We start from the raw sequence: 21,070 nt of genomic DNA on the forward strand, positions 1-21,070 counted from the left end.
GTCCGGTAGCGATGCGTTTTAACAGGTCGTTGAAAATCTACCTGCGTTGCCGAATACCGCGTCAAAAACAGGCTCACAGCCAAAGGCTGAACGTGCTTTAGCACGGCCCCGAAGAAATGCTCATTTAGTTCACTAAACTCCGCTTTTTCGCCTGTGTTTTCCTTGTCTCGGCTGCCTCGATAACGTTTTTTAACAGCCTGTTAAATCGTAAAACGTATTCATAACTCTGTGCTGTGCTACTGCCAGGCAGGCCCGCCCATTACTTGCGGCAGATACAGCGCCACCTGCGGGAACAGCAGCACCGACAGCAGCACCAGCAGTTGCAGCACGATAAAAGGCACCACACCGCGATACATATGCTGCAGGGTAATTTCCGGCGGGGTGATAGCGCGCAGATAGAAGATCGACGGTGCCAGCGGCGGCGTCAGATAGCTGGTCTGCAGAATCACCAGAAAGGCCACGCAGAACCACACCTCATCAAAGCCAAGCAGGCGCACCACCGGCATCGCTACCGGGATGATGATCAGCACCACCGACATCATGTCGAGGACAAACCCGGCGAGGAAGGCAATCAGCAGAATCAGCGCCAGAATCGCCCAGGGCGCCAGCCCCGTACCCATCAGCATCGACTGCACGATAGCCATGCCGCCTGCAGCGAAGAACACCCCGGCAAACATATTGCCGCCCATCACGATCATCAGAATCATCGCCGAGATGGAGACGGTGCGTTTGCAGGAGCCCCACAGCACCGCGAGGGACAGGTTGCGATAGCAAAGTGCCAGCAATACCGAGCCCAGCGCGCCGCAGGCGGCGGCTTCGGTAGGAGTCGCCAGACCCAGCAGAATGGTGCCAAGCACGGTAAAGATCAGCGCCGCCGCAGGCAGTAATGCCGTCACCGTAACCTGCAGTTTTTCCGCCATGGAGAAATGCTCACGGTCAGCTGCCGAGTGCGGGGCCAGTTCAGGCTTGAGATAGGTGATGATGATCACGTACAGCAGGAACAGCACCGCCATCATCAGCCCCGGTAACAGCAGGCCACTGAACAGTGAACCGACCGATACGCCAGCCACCGGCCCTAGTACCACGACGGTAATGGAAGGTGGAATGGCGGTGCCCAGCGAACCACTGGCACAGATCACCCCGGACAGCAGGCGTTTGTCATAGTGGTGTTTGAGCATGATCGGGATGGCCAGCATACCGATCACCGCTTCGGTCGCACCGACCACGCCGCTGGCGGCTGCAAACACAGTCCCCAGCAGAATGGCGCCGACACCAAGGCCGCCGGGCAGATTGGCGGTCCAGACATGGATGGCGCGGAACAGCCGTTCAGCAATCCCGGCCTTTTCCAGAATGGCGCCCATAAAGATAAACAGCGGCACTGCCGCGAGAATGGCATTGGTGGCGGTTTCCTCGATCTTGGTCAGCAGCTGATAAGCCGCCACATCACCAAACAGCAGCAGGCCGAAAATGCTCGCCACCAGCATCATGGCAAAGGCGATCTGCACACCGGCAAAAATGAACAGCATCAACAGCGGGAACATCAACAGCGACAGATACTCACTCATGCTGCGTAGTCCTCTCTGCCCAACGCCTGACGAATGGATTTGATCAGTTCAGCCAGCACTTGCAGGCTGAGCACCAGAAAGCCGACAAACCACGACAGATAACTGGGCCACAGCACCGGGTTCCAGGCGGAGCGACCGGAGCGCTCGCCACTGCTGAAGGCCTCCATAAAGTAGTGATACAGCTCCAGCGTCAGCCAGCTGCTCAGCGGCAGAAACAGCAGGTAGGCGAGGGTGCGCAGCACGCCGTTGGTGCGTCTGGACAGAGTAAGGGTGATGACATCGACACTGACGTGCTGGCCGATGCGCAGGGCATTGGCGATACCCAGCATAAAAATCGCACCCATGACCATGTAGCTGACTTCAAAGGCCCACAGGGTCGGGGAGTTGAGCACATAACGGCTGAACACTTCCGTGACCAGTGCGCCGACCAGTGGCAGGGTGAGTAAGGCGGCTATGGCACCGGCAAAGCGGGTGATGGCCTCAATGATTGTGATTAACTTCATCTTGTTTGCTTCATCGAAGTACCTGAGAAGGCAGCAGCAGACGGGTGTCACCCGCCACCCCGGCGAGGCTTCTGTGGGTACAGAGCCACGGCCGGGCGGGTGACGGTATTGCTTTGCCGGGCTGTTGCTCAACAGACCGACAGTCAGAATGGGGACCCGGCTGTGTCTGCCTGCCAGACGGCTGCGAGGTTGCTCTGTCAATCCGCTAGCGGGACAACTGACAAAGCGGGGGAGACACAGCAGCCGGGTCGGTACCTGTTGCGCGGGTGAGGTCACCCCGCCCGCGCAACGGGCTTACAGCTCGGAAACACCGATCTGCAAGCGGTACTCAGGCCAGCTCTGCATGTCCTTCTTGAAGGTGCGCTGCGAGTCCAGCACGCGTTTGAACCACTCGTTCTTACCGGCGTATTCGTCTTCCCACTTGGTGGTTTCCTCATACACGGCTTTGATGAACGAAGGGTCCAGACGCACAATTTCGTTTTTGCCGTTCTTCAGCTCTTCGTAGGCTTTCAGGTCGGCATAGGAAGAAGACAGCCAGGAGTCGAACACCGACAGCTTGGCCGCATCACGCAGTACGGTCTGCTGTTGTGGGTTCAGACCGTCCCAGACTTTCTTGTTGATCTGGCATTCCAGCACGCCACCTGACTGGTGAATGCCGGGCAGCACCACGTATTTGGCGACATCCTGAAAGCCGGTGGGGCGGTTCATTTCCGGGCTGCCCCATTCGGCGGCATCAATAACGCCACGTTCCAGTGCCGAGTAGATTTCGCTACCTGCCAGTACCACGGTGGAGGCACCCAGACGCGAGGCAATTTCAGCCCAGGCCCCGGAGGTACGCAGGCGCAGACCTTTGAAGTCTTCCAGCGTGCGAACGGGCTTGTTGGAATGCAGGAAAATTTCCGTACCCAGAATCGAGCAGGGGAAGGCCACCACACCGAACTTGTCCAGACGGTACTGTTCGTACAGCTCGGCGCCGCCGCCCTTGTACATCCACAGCATGAATTCTTCCGGCGTCAGGCCGCTGGAGTGACCGGCCAGCAGCGCGGTGGTCTGGTCTTTGCCGTAGTCGTAGTTGATGTAGTTATGGCTGACCTGTGCCACGCCGGATTTCACCGAGTCAGTGACCTTCAGGGCGCTGCCCAGCGTACCGCCGGGAAAGACTTCGATATTGATGCTGCCGTTGCTCAGCTCCCTGACGTGGGTGGCGAATGACTGGGCATCGCGCTCCAGCCAGGGGCCGCCGGACCAGGGCGTAGCCATACGCCAGTTGGTGGTGCCGTCAGCGGCAGCGGTGAGCGATACCGATGCAATGGCGGCGGAGAGGGCTGCGGTAGATAGAATTCTTGTTAGCTTACCCATGGCATTTCCTTTCTCTGGTAAAAGGCGAGTCTCTGGTCATCAACGCAACGCTGGCATGGCTGTTTGCGAGGGTCTTCATGGCGCATTCGCGCCCAGGTTGGGGGCCGGGGCTCATGCGCTGCCTGCTTCAACCGGTGCGGTAAAACAGGCAGTGCGTGAGTGAGTCCATCGGCCTTTATCAGCAGCCGAATTCCGACTGCATTTCTTCAGCACGCTGCGCGCAGGCATCCATGGCATCCTGGACAATCTGACGCAGCTGCTTGTCTTCAAAGGTGGCGATAGCGCGTTCGGTGGTGCCTTTGGGTGACATCACGTTGCGCATCAGCTGTTCGGTGGAGTGTTCGCTGGCCAGCGCCATCTGCGCCGCCCCCAGCCCGGTCTGCAATGCCAGTCGGCGTGCGGTGTCGCGCGGCAGGCCGAGGTTGACTCCGGCATCGGTCATGGCCGTCAGGAACAGGAAGAAATACGCCGGGCCACTGCCGGAAATGGCGGTCACGGCATTGATCAGCGTTTCGTCGCTGACCCATTCAACGATGCCGACGGCACCCAGCAGCTGTTCCGCCGCTGCGCGCTGGGCCGGTGACACTTCGGCACTGGCAAACATACCGGTGGCACCGGCACCGACCAGCGCCGGCGTATTCGGCATGGTGCGGACGATGGCATGGCGACCTCCCAGCCAGTGGTCGAGGGTGGCCACCTGCGCGCCGGCCGCGATGGAGATAATCAGCGGGCGTTCGCTGCGCTGTTGCAGTACGGCGGCCAGCGGCTCACACACCTGCTGCATGATCTGCGGCTTCACCGCCAGCACGATGATGTCGGCATCGGCTGCTGCGCTCAGGTTGTCGCTGCTGGTATGAATGCCAAAGCGCTGCCGGACGCTGTCCAGCTCCGCCTGTACCGGTGAGGTGGCGGTGATCAGACTGGGCGAATAGCCGCTGCTTATCAGGCCGCCGAAAATAGCGCTGGCCATGTTGCCTGCACCAATAAAGGTAATTTTGTTAGACATGGTAAAGACGTTCCGCAGGGTGGCTTCGTGCTCTTCTCGGGAGAGCCATACGAATCCATTTATTCTTGTCAGTATTACTGCAGGCGGTCTTGTTTCAGGCTCATAAGCTTTTGATTTATTCTCAGATGCTTATTTTGCTGCCAATTTATTGCGTTATTTTTCGGCGGCAGCTTGTCCTTTTATTTTCTTTCCTATATTTTGCGCCGGTATCGATTTTCTAATTCAGTTGGTATGGGAATTCAGTTAAAGGGATCGTTCAGTTTTAGGGACAGTTAGCCGCCCGGGATAAATCGGCGCTTGCACCGAGCCTCCCGAAGTTGAGTCGCCGCCATGTACACACGTATCAGTTCTCGTCCGTTGCCCAACAGTTGTCTGCATCATGACCACGATTACCACCAGCTGGTGATCGCGCTGCGCGGCCGGGCCGAGTTCGAGATCAACGGTTGCAGTGGCCGGGTTGACCCGCTGCATGGCTGTCTGATTCCCGGTGGGGATGTGCACTTCTATGAAGGCATAGGCAATAACACCCATATCATCGTTGATCTGCCGCTGACAGTGGTGGAAGGGGAGCTGCTGCGGCTGTTCGATGCCGCTCAGTACTTCGAGGCGGATACCAGCATGCGGCTGCTGCTGTCTTACCTGCACCGTGAAACGGCGATGTGGGAGAAAAGCCCGGAGGCCGCGGAGGGCGTGGCTATCTGCCTGCTGACCTCACTCTATCAGCGCTCTTTCGACAACCGCCGGACGCTGCTCAGTCGCGGCAAACTGGACCTCCCCGCACTGGAGGAATACATCCTCCGTCATCTTAATGAACCTCTGCCGGTGTCCCGTCTGGCGCGTTTTGCCCATGTCAGCGCCGGCCATTTTCATGCCCTGTTCCGAGAAGAAGCCGGTATGACACCGGGCCAGTACCTGTGGGAACTGCGTCTGAAACGCGCCCAGCAGCTGTTGCTGGAAACGGCACTGCCGCTGGTGGATGTGGCAGAGCAGGCCGGTTTCTCCAGCCAGAGCTCCTTTACCCACGCCTTCCGCCGCCGCTTTGGCGTTTCTCCCGGTCGCCTGCGCAAGCCCTGCTGACGGCCTTTGTGCAGGTCGTATTCAACTAACGTCTTATTCCTTTTTAATTCCCGCTGGTAGCACGTCACGCCTTAATTGCCTTTTTGTTCAACGATCTAAACGTTTAAGTGGTTATTGCCAGGAGTTATCTTTCTGGAAGTGTAAACTTATTTATATCTGAGCTTTTCTGATAACAATAAATAACGGCTGGTATTCCATTCTGGTTAATGTTGTATAGCGTTTTTTATATATGAAATGGCGAATAGGGAATGACGGCTATTAATTGTGCTGGCGAAAAAGTCTATTTTTAACTGAATGCAGATGCTGGAATAGCGCTATTTCCGTGAGCTATTTTTTCTGCATTTAAATGGAATAAAGCGGGAAAAGTTCGTGAACTTCGTTCATCTTGCAGCAAGTATCTGATAATGATTATCAGAACGGAGGTTTATCCTGTTGCTGCTTCTGCAATCAGCAATCCTTGCTGGCTGAGAGGGAATGAGGTCAGGTTCTGCCTGAATCGGACTGCCCTCACTCCCTCTCCTGAGCTTGTCAGGCTGCAGCGGCGGCAGGTGACGGATTACCCTGACGCAGAGTGAGGCTGGGTTCGCCATTGACTCCCACTGCCGCGGCACCGGCCACCGTCACGCGCCGTACCACCCGGTGCTGATCGCCGTAGTCGTTGACGGCGTAATGCTGGGTGGCGCGGTTATCCCAGATCACCACATCATGAGGCTGCCACTGCCAGCGCACGGTGTTTTCCTGCTGGGTCACACGCTGCTGCAGCAGTTCAAAAATGCGCGCTGAATCACGGCTGCTGAACCCCTTCAGCTGTTTGACAAAGTGACCAAGCAGCAGGGCTTTTTCGCCGGTTTCCGGGTGGACATGCACCACCGGGTGCTCGGCTTCCCATACGGTGGAGACAAAAATCTGCTGATGGTGCTGCAGCCGTCGCTGTTCCTGTACCAGCCGGTCAGCACCGTAGTCATAGTCGTTGCTGTGAATGGCCCGCAGCGATTCGGCAAAGCGCTGCAGGGGTTCGGGCAGACGCTGGAACGCCACGGCGGTATTGGCCCAGACCGTGTCGCCGCCAAAGGCAGGCAACTGCACGCTGCGCAGGATGGAAATCTTCGGGAAGTCAGCGACAAAGGTGACATCGGTGTGCCAGGAGTCGGCGCGGCCACCGCCGTTGGCTGTATCCAGCTCAAAAATCTGTGTGCCCTGCGGTGCCGGTACGGTCGGGTGGGCAACGATCCTGCCGAAGCGTTCGCCGAAGGCCTGATGGCTGGCATCGGTCAGATGATGCTGACCACGGAAGAACAGCACCTTGTGCTTTAGCAGGGCCGCATTCAACTGGGCGAAGGTGCCTTCATCCAGTGCCGGAGTCAGGGTGATATTGCGAATCTCCGCACCGATATGACCGGCGACGCGGTGCAGATCCAGTAGTGGAAAGTCTTTGCTGAAGTGATGGTGAGTCGTCATGGTGCAGCTCCCTGTGCCTGATGCCTTGGGTATCGTGAGTGGTCGATCAGTCGTTGTTTGGCTGTCGATGGGCGCAGTGTAGGAGAGCCGGGTGCCGGCACAAATCTGACTTGCCGATATGCATTTCAGCGCAGTGTTGATATGCAATCCCGTCAGCCGGGATAGAGATAAATCGCGCAAAAGGCACCTTCAGGTGCCTGATTGCTGTGTGTTTATCTCATGGCCCTTTCTTCAGTGGCTGAGTGGGCTCAGTGCCAGCATGGCCCCCAGACCCATGAGTACGGTGCCGATCAGCTGGTTGATACGCACCTGCCAGTTGAGCACCTGCTGGCGTAGCTGCGGATGAGAAAACAGCACCGTCACCAGCGCAAACCAGAGCAGATGAGCTACCGACATAAAGGCGCCATAACCCAGCTGTACCGCCAGAGGGGTGGTGGGCTGCACCACCTGGGCAAAGGTGCTGACTACAAACAGCGTGGTTTTGGGGTTCAGCGCATTGGTGAAGAAACCACAGCGCCATGCCTGCCAGCGGCTGAGGCTGCCTGCGGGTGCATTCCCCCCGCTACTGACCGGGGCGGAGCGGAAAATACCCAGACCCAGATAGAGCAGATACAGGGCGCCCAGCCATTTCAGCGCCGTCAGCAGCAGCGGTGCGTGGTGCACCAGTGTAGTCACGCCGATCAGTGCATAGCTGACATGCAGCAGCACGCCGCAGGCAATACCCAGCGCTGCCAGCAGCCCGATAACACGTCCGTACATCAGGCTGGTACGGGTTATCATGGCAAAGTCGGCGCCGGGGCTGATCACCGCCAGACAGGTGATGGAAACGATGGCAGCAAGTTCGTTCATGGTGGCTCTCATCAGACAGGGGAAACAGGTTGACGCAGGCAACACCGCCAGGCGTTGCGGGGGCCAGTCTGCCATGCGTGGGGACTGCTAAAAATCGATGATTTGGTACAGCCTTCTGTGAGATAAACTCACACTCATTTTGTATTGATCCCTGTTTTTGACGCGGTATTCGGCAACGCAGATAGATCCTGCTAAAGCGGTTTGTGCTGCAGCCTGCCGTTGCGACGGCGCACGTTCTGAGGAGTCACCATGGCCCGACGCCTTCCCCCACTCAATGCCCTGCGCGCCTTTGTCGTTGCCGCCCGGCATCAGAGCTTTTCCCGTGCCGCAGACGAACTCTGCGTCACCCACGGTGCCGTCAGCCGCCAGATCGCCACGCTGGAGCAGCATCTGGGCGTGGCCGTGTTTGCCCGTACCCCGCAGGGCGTGGTGCTGACTGACAAGGGCAAGGTGCTGCTGCAGGGATGCGCGCAGGCCTTCGCCCTGCTGCATGACAGTGTGGATGAGGTCATGACCCCCAGCCTGAGCAGCGTGCTGGTGTTGTCCTGTGAGCCGACGCTGGCAATGCGCTGGCTGATTCCCCGGCTGGATGATTTTCAGCAGCAATATCCCGACATCCAGCTCAGTCTGCTGACCGCAGGCGGCGTACCGGACTGGCAGCGTGGCGGTGTGGATCTGGCGTTGCGGCGCAATGACTTCCTGCTGGCAGCGGGCACGGTAGTGCAAAGGCTGGCGGCAGAGATGACCGGCCCGGTGTGCGCGGCAGGGCTTGATGAGACACAGCCGCAGTGTCAGCTGCACGCTGCGACCCGGCCACAAGCCTGGGCCGACTGGCTGGCACAGAGCGACAGCGCACCGCTGTTCAGCGGGCAGCAGCGCCAGTTCGAGCATTTCTACCTGACGTTGCAGGCGGCAGCGGCGGGGCAGGGGCTGGCCATGGCGTCGCTGTATATGGTGGCGGATGAGGTACAGCAGGGGCGCTTGCAGGCACCCTGGGGATTCCGGGCGGATGGCTCGGAATACGTGCTGCTGGCGCCACAGGCATTGGCCGCAGGCAGCCCCCAGCAGCTGTTTGCGGACTGGCTGAAGGGGCAGATGCAGCAGACGCTGGCGCAGTTAACCGTACGAGGCTCTAATTGATAGTCATTCACATCTTTAATAAGGTCCGCAACCTTTGCTGATAGATGAGGCGCGGGCCGCACGCAGCGGCTGGCTATCAGCAGTGAGCCGCAGGCCTGGTACAACCTCTGTGTCGAAATGGCCGTGCCCTGGAGCTCCGAGCATGGGGTACAGATCGTCGTGCTGGGCAACTGTTGCAGGACAAGCTCAAGCAGCTGGTGCAAGGCATCTACCTGAACTGACTCAGACACCACCGTCACTGGAACTGAACGCTGACGGCCGTCAGCAGGTAGCAAGCAACCTTGGCCGACTGCGGCTGGCAGAGGGACAGCTGGGTCGAAGGGGGGCCTGATCAGCGTATCGCCGAAGGTTCTGTACTGAATAAGATTGATGCCTGCCATCCGGCGTTTATGCTCGTCACTTGATTCAGGTAAAAGCATTTTTCCGTAAAGAACGCTGCAATGCTGTTTCTGTCATCGAAATAACGATTGAATCCAGCTACCATCCAGCCTTGGTGTACAAGGGTGGCTTGTGGCGAGTCGAACAGTATGGGGCGCAAGTGGTATGACCCAGACAGCGGGCAACGGCTCAATTCCTTTCAGTTTTTACCCTGAATCTTTAACACCTGCGGGGGCGCAGTAATGGCGGATAAAGAGGCTGCTGGTACCTGCCCTCTGTGTGGTGGACCCAATTACTGTGCCTTTCTTGGCCAGATGTCTGTACATGCTGTGCAGGAGCAGGTGGCGGCAATGCATACCTGCTGGTGCTATGGGGTGGACTTCAGTCAGGCTCTACTTGGTCTGGCCGCCCTGCAAGGCGGTACACCTTCCTGTATCTGTGAACTCTGTGCACGTAAGTCTGAGCTACACTCGGAGAGTGGCAGCGAGCCTGTTGCCGCCGAAGACTGGTGGCTGAGAACCTGCTCACGATCTTGCGAGCTAGAGTCAGACAAAGCGAAAAGCGCTGAGGAAGCGGGGTTTAGTCACCTTAAATGAGCATTCCGAAGATCTTTTCAACGCCGTATGGCCGACGCACAGCAGATCGTAAATATGTTCTAGGCGAAGAGGATCATCGCTGACCGGTAGGCTTTGTAGCTGCTCAGGTGACAGGGCAGTCTGGAGAGTATCAAGATGACGACCAGAGTAATGTTGAGTGGCAAGCAGCAGGGTGTGCTGCAGGGTATGGTCATCGCCGCACTGACGGTGGTGACCGCCGAAGGGGCCGCGCTGTGGTTCACCCCCAGCTTTTTGCTGCCGGATATCGACGTTGCCACCGGAGTGGTCAATCACGCCAGATGGCTGGTACTGCTGGTGTTGCCGCTGCTGATCAACATTGCCCTGCTGGCCAAGCATCGTTTCTTCCATGCGGAAGACATTGATGGCAGCGCCCTGAGCGAAGGCTCACAACGTGCCAGGCTGTTGCAGGCGACCCTACAGAATACGCTGGAGCAGACGGTGCTGGCCTTTGCCGTACAGCTGATCTGGCTGATCGCCATGCCGATCAAGGCGCTGACGGTACTGCCGGTGGCCGCGCTGCTGTTTCTGGTCGGCCGGGCGCTGTTCATGCTCGGCTATGCCCGCGGCGCTGCGGCCCGTTCGCTGGGCTTCGCGCTGACGTTCTATTCCTCGGTCTTTCTCTGTGTGGGCGAGCTGATCTGGTTCGTGCAGCACTGAGTGTCTGACCCCCTCCTTGTTGCTGTAAAGACCGTCCCCAATTACAGGCTCGGATGGAGGCAGTCAGAACGTGTTCACGATCTGCTGCGCGTCGGCCACACAGCGTTGAAAAGTGCTGCGGAATGCTTATTCAAGGTGACTCAATTCCGCTTCCTCAGCGCTTTTCGCCCGCTCTGGCCTTAGCTCGCGAAATTGTGGGCACGTTCTTGGATACCGAGGTTCTTCTGCATGATGACTTTTAAAGGCTGGAAAAAACCTTTCTCTGCGCTGGCTGGCGGGGCGCTGTCGTCACCTGCCCGACGGGTGTTGCCGCTGCTAGTGCCCGCCCTGCTGACGGCCTGTAATCAGGTCGAGCCTTCTGCGCCACCGCAGGCTGAGCCGATGCCCGATGTAGTGCCGCTGCCACCGGGGCTGGCCAGTGTGCTGGTGAAGGGGCAGGACTTTATCGCTTATTCGACCACGCCCTGTTTTGGCTTCTGCCCGGTATTTGATGCGGTGTTGCTGGCCGATGGCACCGAGTACTTCAATGGTCATCAGCATGCTGCGCAACAGGGGCTGACCCGGCGTCAGCTCGACCCGGCGGTGTTCAGGCAGGCCAGTCAGATCCTGCAGCAGACTGACTTCTTCACATTGCCGGGTAATATCACCAATCACAGTGAAGATGGCAGCGGCCCCGCCGAGGTCTGTCAGCATTACCGCACCGACGGCCCGTCAGTGCAGATCAGTGCCCGCAGCGGGCAGCTAAGCAAGAGCGTCGATTATTACACCGGCTGCAGCAGTAACAGCATCACCGACCGGGCGGCGCTGGCCAGTGAGCAACTGCGCGAGATACTGAGGCTGGATGAGCTGGCTGTCAGCAAGCGCTAGCCGGTCGCCGTAAGCCAGTTCACGCTCGCACAGCCCGTGAACTGGCTCTTACTTCCTTACAGTCCCAGTTCACTCAGCCCCGGATGATCATCGGGGCGTCTTCCCTGTGGCCAGTGGAATAGCCGCTGCTCGGCACTGATGGCCAGATCATTGATGCTGGCATAGCGCAGTCTCATCAGGCCCATTTCATCAAATTCCCAGTTCTCATTGCCGTAAGAGCGATACCACTGACCATCGTGGTCCAGCCATTCGTAGGCAAAGCGCACGGCAATGCGATTGCCGCTGCAGGCCCACAGTTCCTTGATCAGCCGGTATTCCACCTCCTTGGCCCATTTGCGCGTAAGAAAGGCGACGATCTCGGCTCGGCCACGGGGAAATTCGTTGCGATTGCGCCACTGGCTGTCTTCGCTGTACGCCAGCGAAACCCGCTCCGGGTCGCGGCTGTTCCAGGCATCTTCCGCCAGACGGACCTTGATGGCCGCCGTCTCATCGGTGAAAGGGGGCAGCGGTGGCCGGGGCTGCTGGCCAGATTGCTGTGGGTTAGCTTGCGGCTGGTTAGATTGCGGTTGGGTAGACATAAAATGTGCTCCTTGAAGTAGGTGTTCACGCAGATCATCTGCTAAAGGTTATTGCCCTGTGGCGATGGCCTGACTGGCCGGTGAAAAGGCCAGCAGTTGCCATGGCTGGGCCAGTGCCCGTGAGCGACGCAGCACCCTGTGCACCCGCAGCTGCCACAGGCGTTCGGCACCGGGCAGGGCGGCAATGCGCTGACGGTGACTGGCCGAGTCAGGGAGCAGAATTTCCACTTCTCCCTGTACGTGCAGCAGGTCGCCCCGTTCAAAATCGATAAACAGCAACCCGCAGCGTGGCTGCAGCAACAGATTGCCGAGGGTGTTGAAGTAGCGATTACCAGCGTAGTCAGGAATCAGCAGGCAATCGCCCTTGATCCGGACAAAACCCGGCGGGCCGCCGCGGTGGGACACATCCATTTGCAGATGACCCTCGCGGGAAGCGCCGCTACCGGCATGACTGGCAACGAAGAAGGTATCGGCATGGCTGATCAGACGGCGTGCTGCGGCGTCCAGTGCCGGTAGCTCTTCAACCTGAGCACTGGTGGCTGCAGGCAGGGGCGGCAGCGGCAGACGTTGCTGGATAAAGCGCGGGCAGTTGCCAAAGGCCTGTTCCACATGCAGCTCAATGCGGTGCGGGCCGTAGCTCTGCACCACGCCATTGACCCGGTTGCGGCGTCGGGTACCCAGCTCGATACCCAACAGGCCGAGCCCCTGACCGGCATCCAGCCAGGGCGCCAGCGGATCATCCGGCGACAGCACGGCGGCGATATGCAGCTGCTGCGGATCGGGGCTGCTGACAAAGCCCGGCTGACCCTGCCACAGGCTGGCCCAGGGCCAGCCGTCTTCATCCGCCGCCGCGGCAACTACGAAGGGCAGCAGCGGGAAGAAGCTGCGCAGCTGCTCGGTCAGATAATCGCGCAGCACCTGCTGGCCGACGGAGGCCAGCCGTTCCTGCATCCCGATACTGGCCTGCAGCTGCTGTTCACCCGGATGCCATACGTCAGTGGTCATGATCTGCCCTCCGCTCAGTGTTGATGGATTCTCGTTGTTCAGGCAATCGCCTTCAGGTCACCCGTTCAGGCGCGCAGCCCGACGGCGGTCTGTGGCATGGCGATAAAGCCGGGTAGCGCCTCAATGCGTTGCAGCCAGTGGCGTACGTGCGGATAGCTGTCGAGGCTGACATTGCCCTCGGGTGCGTGGGCGATGTAGGTGTAACAGGCCACATCGGCAATGGTGGGCTGCTCACCCACCAGAAAGGCGCGCTGTGACAGCTCTGCATCCATGATGGTCAGGATCTGATGGGCGCGGGCAATCACTTCAGCGGCGTTGAACGGGCTGCCGAAGACGGTGATCAGCCGCGCCGCGCAGGGGCCATACGCCACCTGACCGGCAGCGACCGACAGCCAGCGCTGCACGGCGGCCTGTGCCTGAGCTGAGCGTGGCAACCAGGATTCATCGCCGTAGCGCTGGGCGAGGTAGACCAGAATGGCATTGGAGTCGGCAATCACGGTGCCGTTGTCATCCAGCACGGGCACCTGTCCGAAGCTATTGAGTTCAAGGAAGGCGGGCTGTTTATGTTCACCGGCCGCCAGATTGACCAGCACCCGTTTGAACGGCAGCCCGAGCAGCGACAGCATCAGCTCGGCACGGTGAGAATGGCCAGACAGGGGGAAGTGATACAGGGTCAGAGCAGGGTGTGACATGGTGTTCTCCTTGTATGCCCTGATGGGCTTGGCGAGGTGAACACCATGGTGCGCCTTTCATTTTCTGCGCAGAATGACCATAAATCGCAATCCATTATTTCACTGAGTGTAATTATCAGCCGTTCTGCAGTGCCGGGTGGTGGCTCAGGTGCTGTTGCAGAAAATCCACCAGCGCCCTGACACGGGCCGCGGCCCGTGGCCCTTCACGATACAGCAGCGACAACGGCTGGGGGGCAGGCTGCGCCTCGCTGAGGATGCTGACCAGCTGGCCGTTTTGCAGCTCCCGGTGCAGCTCAAAGCGGTTGGCGCAAACAATCCCGGCGCCATGACAGGCGGCATTGATGGCTGACTGGGTGGTAGTGGTGTGCAGGCTGGCGGGCAGTCGCCAGAGTTGCGGCTGCTGATCCTGTTGCAGACGCCAGAGCACCTGACGGCTGTCGATGCGGTCGTGGATGATGCGATGGTCGGGCAGGTCAGCGGTGGTGTCTGGCACACCCGCCTGCTGCAGGTAGTCGGGGCTGGCACAGAGCAGCTGCTGCAGGGTGCCGATATGACGGGCATAGAGAGTGGAGTCGGGCAGGGTGCCGATATGCAGTGCGACATCGATACCGTCCTGATGCAGGTTGACCGGGGTATCGCTGAACTGGCAGTGCAGCTGCACCAGCGGATAGGTGCTGAGAAACTGGCCAAGCAGATCGGGCAGGGCATGACGACTGAAACACAGCGGGGCGGCAAAGGTCAGTTGCCCCTGCGGCTGATGGTGCAGGCCCTGCACCGATGCCTCGGCCTGCTCCGTGTCCCGCAGCAGCTGGCGGCAGTCACGGGCAAAGCGGATACCCGCTGCGGTCAGCTGAATACCTCTCGGGCTGCGTTGCAGCAGCGGCGTGCCCAGACGCTGTTCCAGTGCACTGATGCTGCGCATCACCGTCTGGATCGACAGCGACAGGCTGCGAGCGGCGGCGGCCAGACTGCCACCCTCGGCGACGGCGACAAAAATGCTCATCTGCTGCTGGCGACTCATGGCAGGGCAGTGACACCGCTGTTGGCGGCCAGTTGCTGGCGCAGATGCTCGACACAGAAGTCGACGAAACTGCGTATTTTGGCACTGTTACGGCGACTGCCCTGATAGACCACGTGAATCGGCAGGGGCGACTGTTCATATTCTTCCAGCAGCACTTCCAGCGCGCCGCTGCGTACTTCACTGGCTACCTGATAGGACAGCACCTGAGTAATACCCCAGCCTGCCACGGCAGCATTGATGGCCGCCTGTATGGCGGTGACCACCAGCCGTGGCGAGGGCTGAAACGGCAGCTCGACCCCCTGATCGTTAAACTGCCATTCGGTAAACAGCCCGCTGCTGGACGACATGACAAGGCGGGCCTGATGCAGATCGTCAGGATGGCGAGGGCGGCCATACTGTTGCAGATAGGCCGGGGCGGCGCACACCACCCGGCGCACCTGACCGACGCGAATGGCGTTGTCCTGCGCGGGCAGATGGCCAATACGCACGGCCACTTCGACCCCTTCATCGACCATGTTGACCACACGATCCACCAGCAGGGCGCGGATCTCCACCTCGGGGAAGCGCTGCAGGTAGTCCACCAGTACCGGCGTCACGTATTGCTCGCCAAACAGCACCGGTGCCGTCACCAGTAGTTGCCCCCGTGGCGTACTGTGGCTGCCGGCGGCGGACTCTTCGGCTTCCAGCAACTCCGCCAGAATGCGCCGACTGTCAGCGGCATAGCGTTGCCCGGCTTCGGTCAGACGCAGGCTGCGGGTCGTGCGCGACAACAGCACCACGCCGAGGCGTTGTTCCAGTGCGGCGATGGCGCGGGTAACCGACGGTGCCGAGGTGTTCAGCCGTTCGGCGGCACGGGCAAAACTGCCCTGTTCAACCACCGTCAGCAGCACCTGCATTTCCTGAAATCTGTCCATGGTCTGCCTTTGTCTGCGCCCTGTGGCCCTGAGCATGTGTTGTGAAGAGGTGTTGTGAGAGTGTGCTCTGAGTGTAACCCGCTGGCGGTGAACGTCCATGCCATGAGCTTGCGTGTCATCAACGTTCACGCCGTGGCGTCGCCTGTCACGCTGATGAGCGTTACGACTGGCTCCGGGACACACTGGCCTCGGCGGGCGCTGCACTTTCCTGCCGGGCCCGGCGGGTTCGGCTGTAGCTGAGCGCCAGTGCCGCAACCGATGAAGCGGCGGCCAGCCACAGGCTGTAATGCAGTGCCTCGGCCTGCAATGGCAGGCTCTGCTGTGCCGTCATGGTGGAAGACACCAGCAGCGCCAGTGCCACACCGACGCAGGCCGCGCCCATGCACTGGCCGAAGGTGCGGACAATGGACAGCACGCCGGAGGCATAGCTGCTCAGTTCGCGAGGTGCATTGCCGAGCATTTCGCGGTTGTTGGGGCTCTGGAAGTAGCCGAAACCCAGTCCGCACAGCAGGCTGCGGGCGGCAATATCCCATACGTTGGGCTCGGCAGGCAGCAGTGCCAGTGCGATCAGACCCAGGCTGAAGATCAGCAGGCCCACAGTCGAGACCAGCGCCGGAGAGTGGCGGTCCGACAGGCGGCCAGCGTGCGGAGCGCTGAGCATGATGCCCAGTGGCCAGGGAATAAACAGCAGGGCGGCAATCAGGGCGTTATAACCGTAGACACTCTGGAACAGGATGGGCAGGGCGACAAAGGTGATGCCCTGACTGACAAAGGAAGCCAGTGAGGTCAGCGCCGCCAGCGAGAAACGCATGGAGCTGAACAGGCTTAACGGCAGCAGCGGAGCCGGAGCACGACGCTGGCGACGGACAAAGGCTACCCCACTGACGATGGCCAGTGCTGCGAAAGCGGCGGCCCTGAGCCATTGCTGCTGGCTGGCCTGATCGATGGATGAGGGGGTGGTGGATGACGATGCGGTGGATGACGGCGAGATGGCTTCCACCGCCATGATCACTGCACCAAGCATCAGCGCTGACCAGATAGCGCCGGCGATGTCGAAAGGTGCCTTGGTGTCGCTTTTCTGGTTGGGCAGCACGCGGATGCACATCAGCAGGGCAACCAGCCCCAGCGGCACGTTGATGGCGAACAGCCAGCGCCAGTCCAGCAGCGACAGCATGGCCCCCGCCAGCAAAGGCGCGGCGGCGGTGCAGGTGGCAATCAGCAGCGCATTGATGCCGAGAATGCGGCCGAGCAGGCGGTTGGGGAAAATCGAGCGGTGAATGGCTGGCGCAATACTTAAGGTCGCGGCTCCACCCAGCCCCTGCAGCAGACGCATGGCGACCAGCATCGGCAGCGAAGTTGCCGCGGCACACCCGGCCGAGGCCAGCACGAATACCACCAGCCCGACAGTGAACTGGGTACGAAAGCCCACCCGTGCCGCCAGCGCGGCAAACAGGGCGAGAGTCATCACCGTGGTCAGCAGATAACCGTTGGTCACCCAGATGGCCGCACTGGTGCTGACCTCCAGCGACTGGGCGATATGGGGCAGGGCGATATTGATCATGGTGCCGTCGAATACGGCCATGATGGTCAGCAGCATGACCGCACTCATGGCCAGTGCGCGTTGCCTGCCGGGCAGGCCTTGATCGCCGGGGCGATCAGAAAAGAGTTCCATCTGGGATTTCCTCGCAAGGAGGCTCAGCCGGTAATGTTGAGCACAGTGATTGTTGTCGTCGTCATGGCAATATACGTATGCTCGATACCTGTCGGAAGGCGCAGCCGTTGCACTTTATAGTTGCAGCAGACGCCATGTATCTGTTCATGCCAGGAGCCTTATCACCATGTCCGAGCCTGATTTCAACCTGCTTGCCGCACTGGATGCCCTGCTCAGTGAAGCCAGTGTGGCGGGGGCTGCGCGCCGGCTCGGGCTGAGTGCCTCGGCCATGAGCCGGACCCTGTTACGGCTGCGCACAGTAACCGGAGACCCGCTGCTGGTGCGCGCCGGGCGACAGATGGTGCTGACCCCTCACGCGGAGGCGATTCGTGAGCGCTGCCAGCTGGCGCTGCGCGAGGTGCAGGCGCTGCTGCGTCCGGCACTGACCGAACTGCAACCCGAAACGCTGCAACGTACATTCACCCTGCGTGCTAACGATGGCTTTATCGAAGCCTTTGGTGCGCCACTAATTGCGGCGGTAACGGCCGAAGCACCGGGTGTGCGCCTGAGCTTCGCGCCCAAGCCGGAGAAAACCTCCCGCTATTTGCGCGAAGGGCTGGTGGATCTGGAAGTCGGTGTACTCGGGCAAACGGGGCAGATGGGGCCGGAAATCCGTGTGCAGTCACTGTTCCGTGATCACTTTGTCGCGGTGGTCAGAGCAGGGCACCCGCTGGCCCGGCTGGCAGAAGTGAGTGCCGAGCAGTATGTGGCCTATGGCCATGTGGTGGTGTCGCGCCGTGGCCAGAGTGTCGGGCTGGTGGATGAGGCGCTGGAGCAGGTCGGCCTCAGCCGCAATGTAGTTGCGGTGGTGCCGAGCTTTCCCGCAGCACTGGCGGTGGCACGGGCATCCGAGCTGGTGGCGCTGGTGCCGGCTTCCTTTCTGTTGCATCAGCATACGGGGGCGGCGCAGGGCCAGCCCGCTGCCCTGCATACCTTTGCTCTGCCAGTGGCGACGCAGAGCATCACTGTATCGCTGATGTGGCATCCGCGTAACGACAATGATCTGGCCCACCGCTGGTTGCGTCAGCTGATCAGAAAGACCTGTCAGCAGCTGGTACCGGGCTGATTTTTATCAGTAACCCTTACCAAGGGCTCTTATCAGAAAGCGTTTAACAGAAGCGTTTGTCAGAAGCGTTTGTCAGAAGCGTTTGTCAGAAGCAGCAGGTCTTCGTTATGGCCTGAGCTGCACTTTTCTCCCTCCGTGCCGGTCATTTTTTCGCGCTGCAGCAATTTGCCCGCCGCGCTGCCACGCTAAGTCTCTTATCCATAAGCGATTTTTCTTGTCATCAGCAATGGCATTGATTATGCATGTGCTCTGCAGAGTGCATGTTTTCTGCGTTTGCGCAGAAAGCCTGCGAAAGTTGGGCTGGATAACAGCCCTTGCTGGAATGCATGAACCTGCTTTGGAGGAGATTGAAGTGAGCCTGCCAGACAATCTGATGGTGCTGACGGATCTCGATGGGTCACTGCTCGATCATCACAGCTATGACTGGCAACCTGCGGCGGGCTGGTTGCGCTTTTTGCGCGAGCAGCGTGTGCCGGTGATTGCCAATACCAGCAAAACCGCTGCCGAACTGGGCACCCTGCGACAGGAACTGGGGCTGACGGACTACCCCTGTGTGGTGGAAAACGGCGGCTGTGTGCTGCTGCCTCCCGGCTGGCGGGCCACGGCGGATCCGGCGATGGATGAACAGGGCTGGACCCGCATTCATCTGGGGGCGGACTATGCCACCCTGCGCCGGGCGGTGGCCGCGCTGCGTGAGGAGCACGGCTATGCCTTTCGTGGTTTCGCTGATCTTGGGGTGGAAGGGGTGCAACAGAGTACCGGACTGCCCCTGGCCAAAGCGCAGCAGGCCCATGCCCGCGAAGCCAGTGAGCCGTTGCTGTGGGAGGACAGTGAAGCCCGATTGACGGCGTTCCGGCAGGCGCTGCAACAACAGGGATTGTCACTGGTGCGTGGCGGTCGCTTTTATCACGTCACCGGTCGCAGCAGTAAGGGCGTGGCCCTGACCTGGCTGGCCGGACGTTATCACCAGCTGCACGGGGTGCAGCCACTGACGCTGGCGCTGGGAGATGGCGCCAACGATCTGCCCATGCTGGCCACTGCCCGCTACGGCGTATTGATTCGTGGGGCTGACTATCAGCCTCTCCTTCCTTCGTTCATGGATGATCCTTCCCGCTTGTATCGCACAGCATCCACTGGGCCGACTGGCTGGGTGGAAGGGTTGGACTACTGGCTGGTCGCTGGCCTGGAGCATAACAATGAGTGACTTTTATCAGAACGGTATTATTACCAACTTTCATAACCTGACCCGGCGCCCGGTTGAAGCGCTGGAGGCCGATCTGGTGCGCTTTGCCAGAAAGCGGCCAATGAGCCTGATCCTGCCGTCGCTGTTCTCCGAGCTGGAAGGACCGGCGCTGGACAACATCGTCAACTGTCTGGCCAAGGTGCCTTATCTGTCCGAAATCGTCATCGGTCTGGACCGCGCCGACCGCGAGCAGTTTCTGTTTGCCCGGGAGTTTTTCTCGCGCCTGCCGCAGCATCACCGCATCCTCTGGAACGACGGCCCACGGCTGCGGGCGCTGGATGCCGAACTGGAAGCAGAAGGGCTGTCCCCGCAGGAGCCGGGCAAAGGCCGCAATGTCTGGTATTGCAGTGGCTATGTACTGGCCTCGGCACGGGCCGAAGCGGTGGCGCTGCATGACTGTGACATCGTCACCTACGACCGTGAGATGCTGGCGCGGCTGATCTATCCGGTGGCCAATCCGCAGTTCAACTACGAGTTCTGCAAGGGCTATTACTCTCGCATTGCCGAGGGGAAGCTTAACGGCCGTGTCAGCCGCCTGCTGGTGACGCCGATGATTCGCGCCCTGAAGAAGATCTATGGGCCGCTGCCGTACCTCGAATACCTCGACAGCTATCGTTATCCGCTGTCCGGTGAGTTTTCCATGCGTGTCGATGTGCTCAACGATATCCGTATCCCCAGCGACTGGGGGCTGGAAATCGGCGTGCTGTCAGAGGTGCACCGTAACTACTCGACCAAGCGCCTGTGTCAGGTGGATATTGCCGATGCCTATGACCACAAGCACCAGTGCCTGATCGACAAGGAGGCAGAAAAGCGCGGCGGCCTTGACCGCATGAGCCTCGATATCGCCAAGGCCATCTACCGCAAGCTGGCCACCCTCGGCGTACAGATCAGTGCCGAGTCGTTCCGTACCATCAAGGCCACCTACTACCGCATTGCGCTGGATATTATCGAGACCTACTACAACGATGCGGTGATGAATGGCCTTAAGGTCGATCGCCACAGCGAGGAGCAGGCAGTGGAACTATTCGCCCAGAATCTGATGGAGGCCGGACGCATTTTCCTCGATAACCCGCACGACAAACCCTTTATTCCCAGCTGGAGCCGGGTGCAGGCCGCCATCCCTGATTTGCAGGAGCGTATGCATGCGGCGGTGGAGGAGGACAATCTGGGTAACGTCTGAGCATGGGTTAACGATCTGCTGCGCGTCGGTCATACATCGTTGAAAAGACCTTCGGATGCTCATTTAGACCCACTAAACTGCGCTTCCTCAGATCTTTTCGCCTTGTCTGACGCTAGCTCGCGAGATCGTGAATACTGCGGCTTGTCGGTCATAGGAATCGGGTAATGACAGTGTGGCCTGCACT

General features: G+C 59.8%; 20 protein-coding genes. 8 read left to right on the plus strand and 12 right to left on the minus strand.

Translation table 11 applies throughout. The annotated features are described in order from the left end of the window. Window positions 1-236 precede the first annotated feature (236 nt). The 4 genes from WH50_RS15970 to proC form a co-directional block, all read right to left on the minus strand. Entirely contained in the window at window positions 237-1,565 is a 1,329-nt protein-coding gene (locus WH50_RS15970; protein WP_110188204.1) for a TRAP transporter large permease, read from the minus strand. Further along, window positions 1,562-2,068 (minus strand): TRAP transporter small permease subunit, encoded by a 507-nt coding sequence (locus tag WH50_RS15975; RefSeq protein WP_110188205.1) that lies wholly within the window; start codon window positions 2,066-2,068, stop codon window positions 1,562-1,564. The genes WH50_RS15970 and WH50_RS15975 overlap by 4 nt, the downstream gene beginning before the upstream one ends. A 294-nt stretch (window positions 2,069-2,362) precedes the next feature. Further along, a complete protein-coding gene (dctP, locus tag WH50_RS15980) occupies window positions 2,363-3,427 on the minus strand; it encodes a TRAP transporter substrate-binding protein DctP (protein ID WP_110188206.1) in 1,065 nt (354 codons plus the stop codon). Between the two features lie 178 nt (window positions 3,428-3,605). Continuing rightward, window positions 3,606-4,433, minus strand: a complete 828-nt coding sequence (gene proC, locus WH50_RS15985) for a pyrroline-5-carboxylate reductase (RefSeq protein WP_110188207.1) — start codon at window positions 4,431-4,433, stop codon at window positions 3,606-3,608. Window positions 4,434-4,763: 330 nt separating this feature from the next. Between proC and WH50_RS15990 the strand changes: the two genes are divergently transcribed. Further along, window positions 4,764-5,510 carry an AraC family transcriptional regulator gene (locus WH50_RS15990; protein ID WP_110188208.1) on the plus strand — a complete coding sequence of 249 codons (747 nt, stop codon included), beginning with the start codon at window positions 4,764-4,766 and terminating at the stop codon, window positions 5,508-5,510. A 528-nt stretch (window positions 5,511-6,038) separates the two neighbouring features. On the opposite strand, the gene WH50_RS15995 is transcribed toward WH50_RS15990, so the two are convergent. Together WH50_RS15995 and WH50_RS16000 are read right to left on the minus strand one after the other, a co-directional pair. Beyond that, the gene (locus tag WH50_RS15995; protein WP_110188209.1) at window positions 6,039-6,968 is read right to left on the minus strand and encodes a TauD/TfdA dioxygenase family protein; all 930 of its coding nucleotides are present in this window, start codon (window positions 6,966-6,968) and stop codon (window positions 6,039-6,041) included. 231 nt (window positions 6,969-7,199) lie between these two features. Continuing rightward, window positions 7,200-7,817 (minus strand): LysE family translocator, encoded by a 618-nt coding sequence (locus WH50_RS16000; RefSeq protein ID WP_110188247.1) that lies wholly within the window; start codon window positions 7,815-7,817, stop codon window positions 7,200-7,202. Window positions 7,818-8,066: 249 nt separating this feature from the next. Here WH50_RS16000 and WH50_RS16005 point away from each other — a divergent pair, with 249 nt between their 5' ends. From WH50_RS16005 to WH50_RS16020, 4 genes are all read left to right on the plus strand, one after another. Then, a complete protein-coding gene (locus tag WH50_RS16005; protein WP_110188210.1) occupies window positions 8,067-8,957 on the plus strand; it encodes a LysR substrate-binding domain-containing protein in 891 nt (296 codons plus the stop codon). A 620-nt stretch (window positions 8,958-9,577) separates the two neighbouring features. Then, a complete protein-coding gene (locus tag WH50_RS16010; protein ID WP_110188211.1) occupies window positions 9,578-9,931 on the plus strand; it encodes a cysteine-rich CWC family protein in 354 nt (117 codons plus the stop codon). Window positions 9,932-10,066: 135 nt separating this feature from the next. Then, entirely contained in the window at window positions 10,067-10,609 is a 543-nt protein-coding gene (locus WH50_RS16015) for an MAPEG family protein (RefSeq protein ID WP_207780344.1), read from the plus strand. 228 nt (window positions 10,610-10,837) lie between these two features. Further along, window positions 10,838-11,476 carry a DUF6438 domain-containing protein gene (locus WH50_RS16020; RefSeq protein WP_110188212.1) on the plus strand — a complete coding sequence of 213 codons (639 nt, stop codon included), beginning with the start codon at window positions 10,838-10,840 and terminating at the stop codon, window positions 11,474-11,476. A 56-nt stretch (window positions 11,477-11,532) separates the two neighbouring features. On the opposite strand, the gene WH50_RS16025 is transcribed toward WH50_RS16020, so the two are convergent. The 6 genes from WH50_RS16025 to WH50_RS16050 form a co-directional block, all read right to left on the minus strand. Beyond that, entirely contained in the window at window positions 11,533-12,054 is a 522-nt protein-coding gene (locus WH50_RS16025; RefSeq protein WP_110188213.1) for a nuclear transport factor 2 family protein, read from the minus strand. Window positions 12,055-12,102: 48 nt separating this feature from the next. After that, a complete protein-coding gene (locus tag WH50_RS16030) occupies window positions 12,103-13,059 on the minus strand; it encodes a pyridoxamine 5'-phosphate oxidase family protein (RefSeq protein ID WP_110188214.1) in 957 nt (318 codons plus the stop codon). 65 nt (window positions 13,060-13,124) lie between these two features. After that, complete coding sequence (locus WH50_RS16035; RefSeq protein WP_110188215.1) at window positions 13,125-13,751, minus strand: glutathione S-transferase family protein; 627 nt, start codon at window positions 13,749-13,751, stop codon at window positions 13,125-13,127. 115 nt (window positions 13,752-13,866) lie between these two features. Continuing rightward, window positions 13,867-14,754 carry a LysR family transcriptional regulator gene (locus tag WH50_RS16040; RefSeq protein WP_165838447.1) on the minus strand — a complete coding sequence of 296 codons (888 nt, stop codon included), beginning with the start codon at window positions 14,752-14,754 and terminating at the stop codon, window positions 13,867-13,869. 14 nt (window positions 14,755-14,768) lie between these two features. Continuing rightward, window positions 14,769-15,686, minus strand: coding sequence for a LysR family transcriptional regulator (locus WH50_RS16045; protein WP_110188217.1), 918 nt, complete (start codon window positions 15,684-15,686; stop codon window positions 14,769-14,771). A gap of 160 nt (window positions 15,687-15,846) precedes the next feature. Beyond that, window positions 15,847-17,358, minus strand: a complete 1,512-nt coding sequence (locus tag WH50_RS16050; protein ID WP_110188218.1) for an MFS transporter — start codon at window positions 17,356-17,358, stop codon at window positions 15,847-15,849. 166 nt (window positions 17,359-17,524) lie between these two features. Between WH50_RS16050 and WH50_RS16055 the strand changes: the two genes are divergently transcribed. From WH50_RS16055 to WH50_RS16065, 3 genes are all read left to right on the plus strand, one after another. Continuing rightward, on the plus strand, window positions 17,525-18,463 hold the full coding sequence (locus WH50_RS16055) for a LysR family transcriptional regulator (protein WP_110188219.1): 939 nt from the start codon (window positions 17,525-17,527) through the stop codon (window positions 18,461-18,463). A 352-nt stretch (window positions 18,464-18,815) separates the two neighbouring features. Next, a complete protein-coding gene (locus WH50_RS16060) occupies window positions 18,816-19,667 on the plus strand; it encodes an HAD-IIB family hydrolase (RefSeq protein ID WP_207780345.1) in 852 nt (283 codons plus the stop codon). After that, on the plus strand, window positions 19,660-20,886 hold the full coding sequence (locus WH50_RS16065) for a glycosyltransferase family protein (RefSeq protein WP_110188220.1): 1,227 nt from the start codon (window positions 19,660-19,662) through the stop codon (window positions 20,884-20,886). The genes WH50_RS16060 and WH50_RS16065 overlap by 8 nt, the downstream gene beginning before the upstream one ends. The last annotated feature ends 184 nt before the right edge of the window (window positions 20,887-21,070 follow it).

The sequence above is a fragment of the Pokkaliibacter plantistimulans genome, assembly GCF_003194385.1.
Classification (GTDB): domain Bacteria; phylum Pseudomonadota; class Gammaproteobacteria; order Pseudomonadales; family Balneatricaceae; genus Pokkaliibacter; species Pokkaliibacter plantistimulans.

What these genes read in the sequence shown, in the direction of transcription:
- WH50_RS15970 (WP_110188204.1), bottom strand. Translation starts at nt 1,565, where the DNA reads ATGAGTGAGTATCTGTCGCTGTTGATGTTCCCGCTGTTGATGCTGTTC.
- WH50_RS15975 (WP_110188205.1), bottom strand. Translation starts at nt 2,068, where the DNA reads ATGAAGTTAATCACAATCATTGAGGCCATCACCCGCTTTGCCGGTGCC.
- dctP (WP_110188206.1), bottom strand. Translation starts at nt 3,427, where the DNA reads ATGGGTAAGCTAACAAGAATTCTATCTACCGCAGCCCTCTCCGCCGCC.
- proC (WP_110188207.1), bottom strand. Translation starts at nt 4,433, where the DNA reads ATGTCTAACAAAATTACCTTTATTGGTGCAGGCAACATGGCCAGCGCT.
- WH50_RS15990 (WP_110188208.1), top strand. Translation starts at nt 4,764, where the DNA reads ATGTACACACGTATCAGTTCTCGTCCGTTGCCCAACAGTTGTCTGCAT.
- WH50_RS15995 (WP_110188209.1), bottom strand. Translation starts at nt 6,968, where the DNA reads ATGACGACTCACCATCACTTCAGCAAAGACTTTCCACTACTGGATCTG.
- WH50_RS16000 (WP_110188247.1), bottom strand. Translation starts at nt 7,817, where the DNA reads ATGAACGAACTTGCTGCCATCGTTTCCATCACCTGTCTGGCGGTGATC.
- WH50_RS16005 (WP_110188210.1), top strand. Translation starts at nt 8,067, where the DNA reads ATGGCCCGACGCCTTCCCCCACTCAATGCCCTGCGCGCCTTTGTCGTT.
- WH50_RS16010 (WP_110188211.1), top strand. Translation starts at nt 9,578, where the DNA reads ATGGCGGATAAAGAGGCTGCTGGTACCTGCCCTCTGTGTGGTGGACCC.
- WH50_RS16015 (WP_207780344.1), top strand. Translation starts at nt 10,067, where the DNA reads ATGACGACCAGAGTAATGTTGAGTGGCAAGCAGCAGGGTGTGCTGCAG.
- WH50_RS16020 (WP_110188212.1), top strand. Translation starts at nt 10,838, where the DNA reads ATGATGACTTTTAAAGGCTGGAAAAAACCTTTCTCTGCGCTGGCTGGC.
- WH50_RS16025 (WP_110188213.1), bottom strand. Translation starts at nt 12,054, where the DNA reads ATGTCTACCCAACCGCAATCTAACCAGCCGCAAGCTAACCCACAGCAA.
- WH50_RS16030 (WP_110188214.1), bottom strand. Translation starts at nt 13,059, where the DNA reads ATGACCACTGACGTATGGCATCCGGGTGAACAGCAGCTGCAGGCCAGT.
- WH50_RS16035 (WP_110188215.1), bottom strand. Translation starts at nt 13,751, where the DNA reads ATGTCACACCCTGCTCTGACCCTGTATCACTTCCCCCTGTCTGGCCAT.
- WH50_RS16040 (WP_165838447.1), bottom strand. Translation starts at nt 14,754, where the DNA reads ATGAGCATTTTTGTCGCCGTCGCCGAGGGTGGCAGTCTGGCCGCCGCC.
- WH50_RS16045 (WP_110188217.1), bottom strand. Translation starts at nt 15,686, where the DNA reads ATGGACAGATTTCAGGAAATGCAGGTGCTGCTGACGGTGGTTGAACAG.
- WH50_RS16050 (WP_110188218.1), bottom strand. Translation starts at nt 17,358, where the DNA reads ATGGAACTCTTTTCTGATCGCCCCGGCGATCAAGGCCTGCCCGGCAGG.
- WH50_RS16055 (WP_110188219.1), top strand. Translation starts at nt 17,525, where the DNA reads ATGTCCGAGCCTGATTTCAACCTGCTTGCCGCACTGGATGCCCTGCTC.
- WH50_RS16065 (WP_110188220.1), top strand. Translation starts at nt 19,660, where the DNA reads ATGAGTGACTTTTATCAGAACGGTATTATTACCAACTTTCATAACCTG.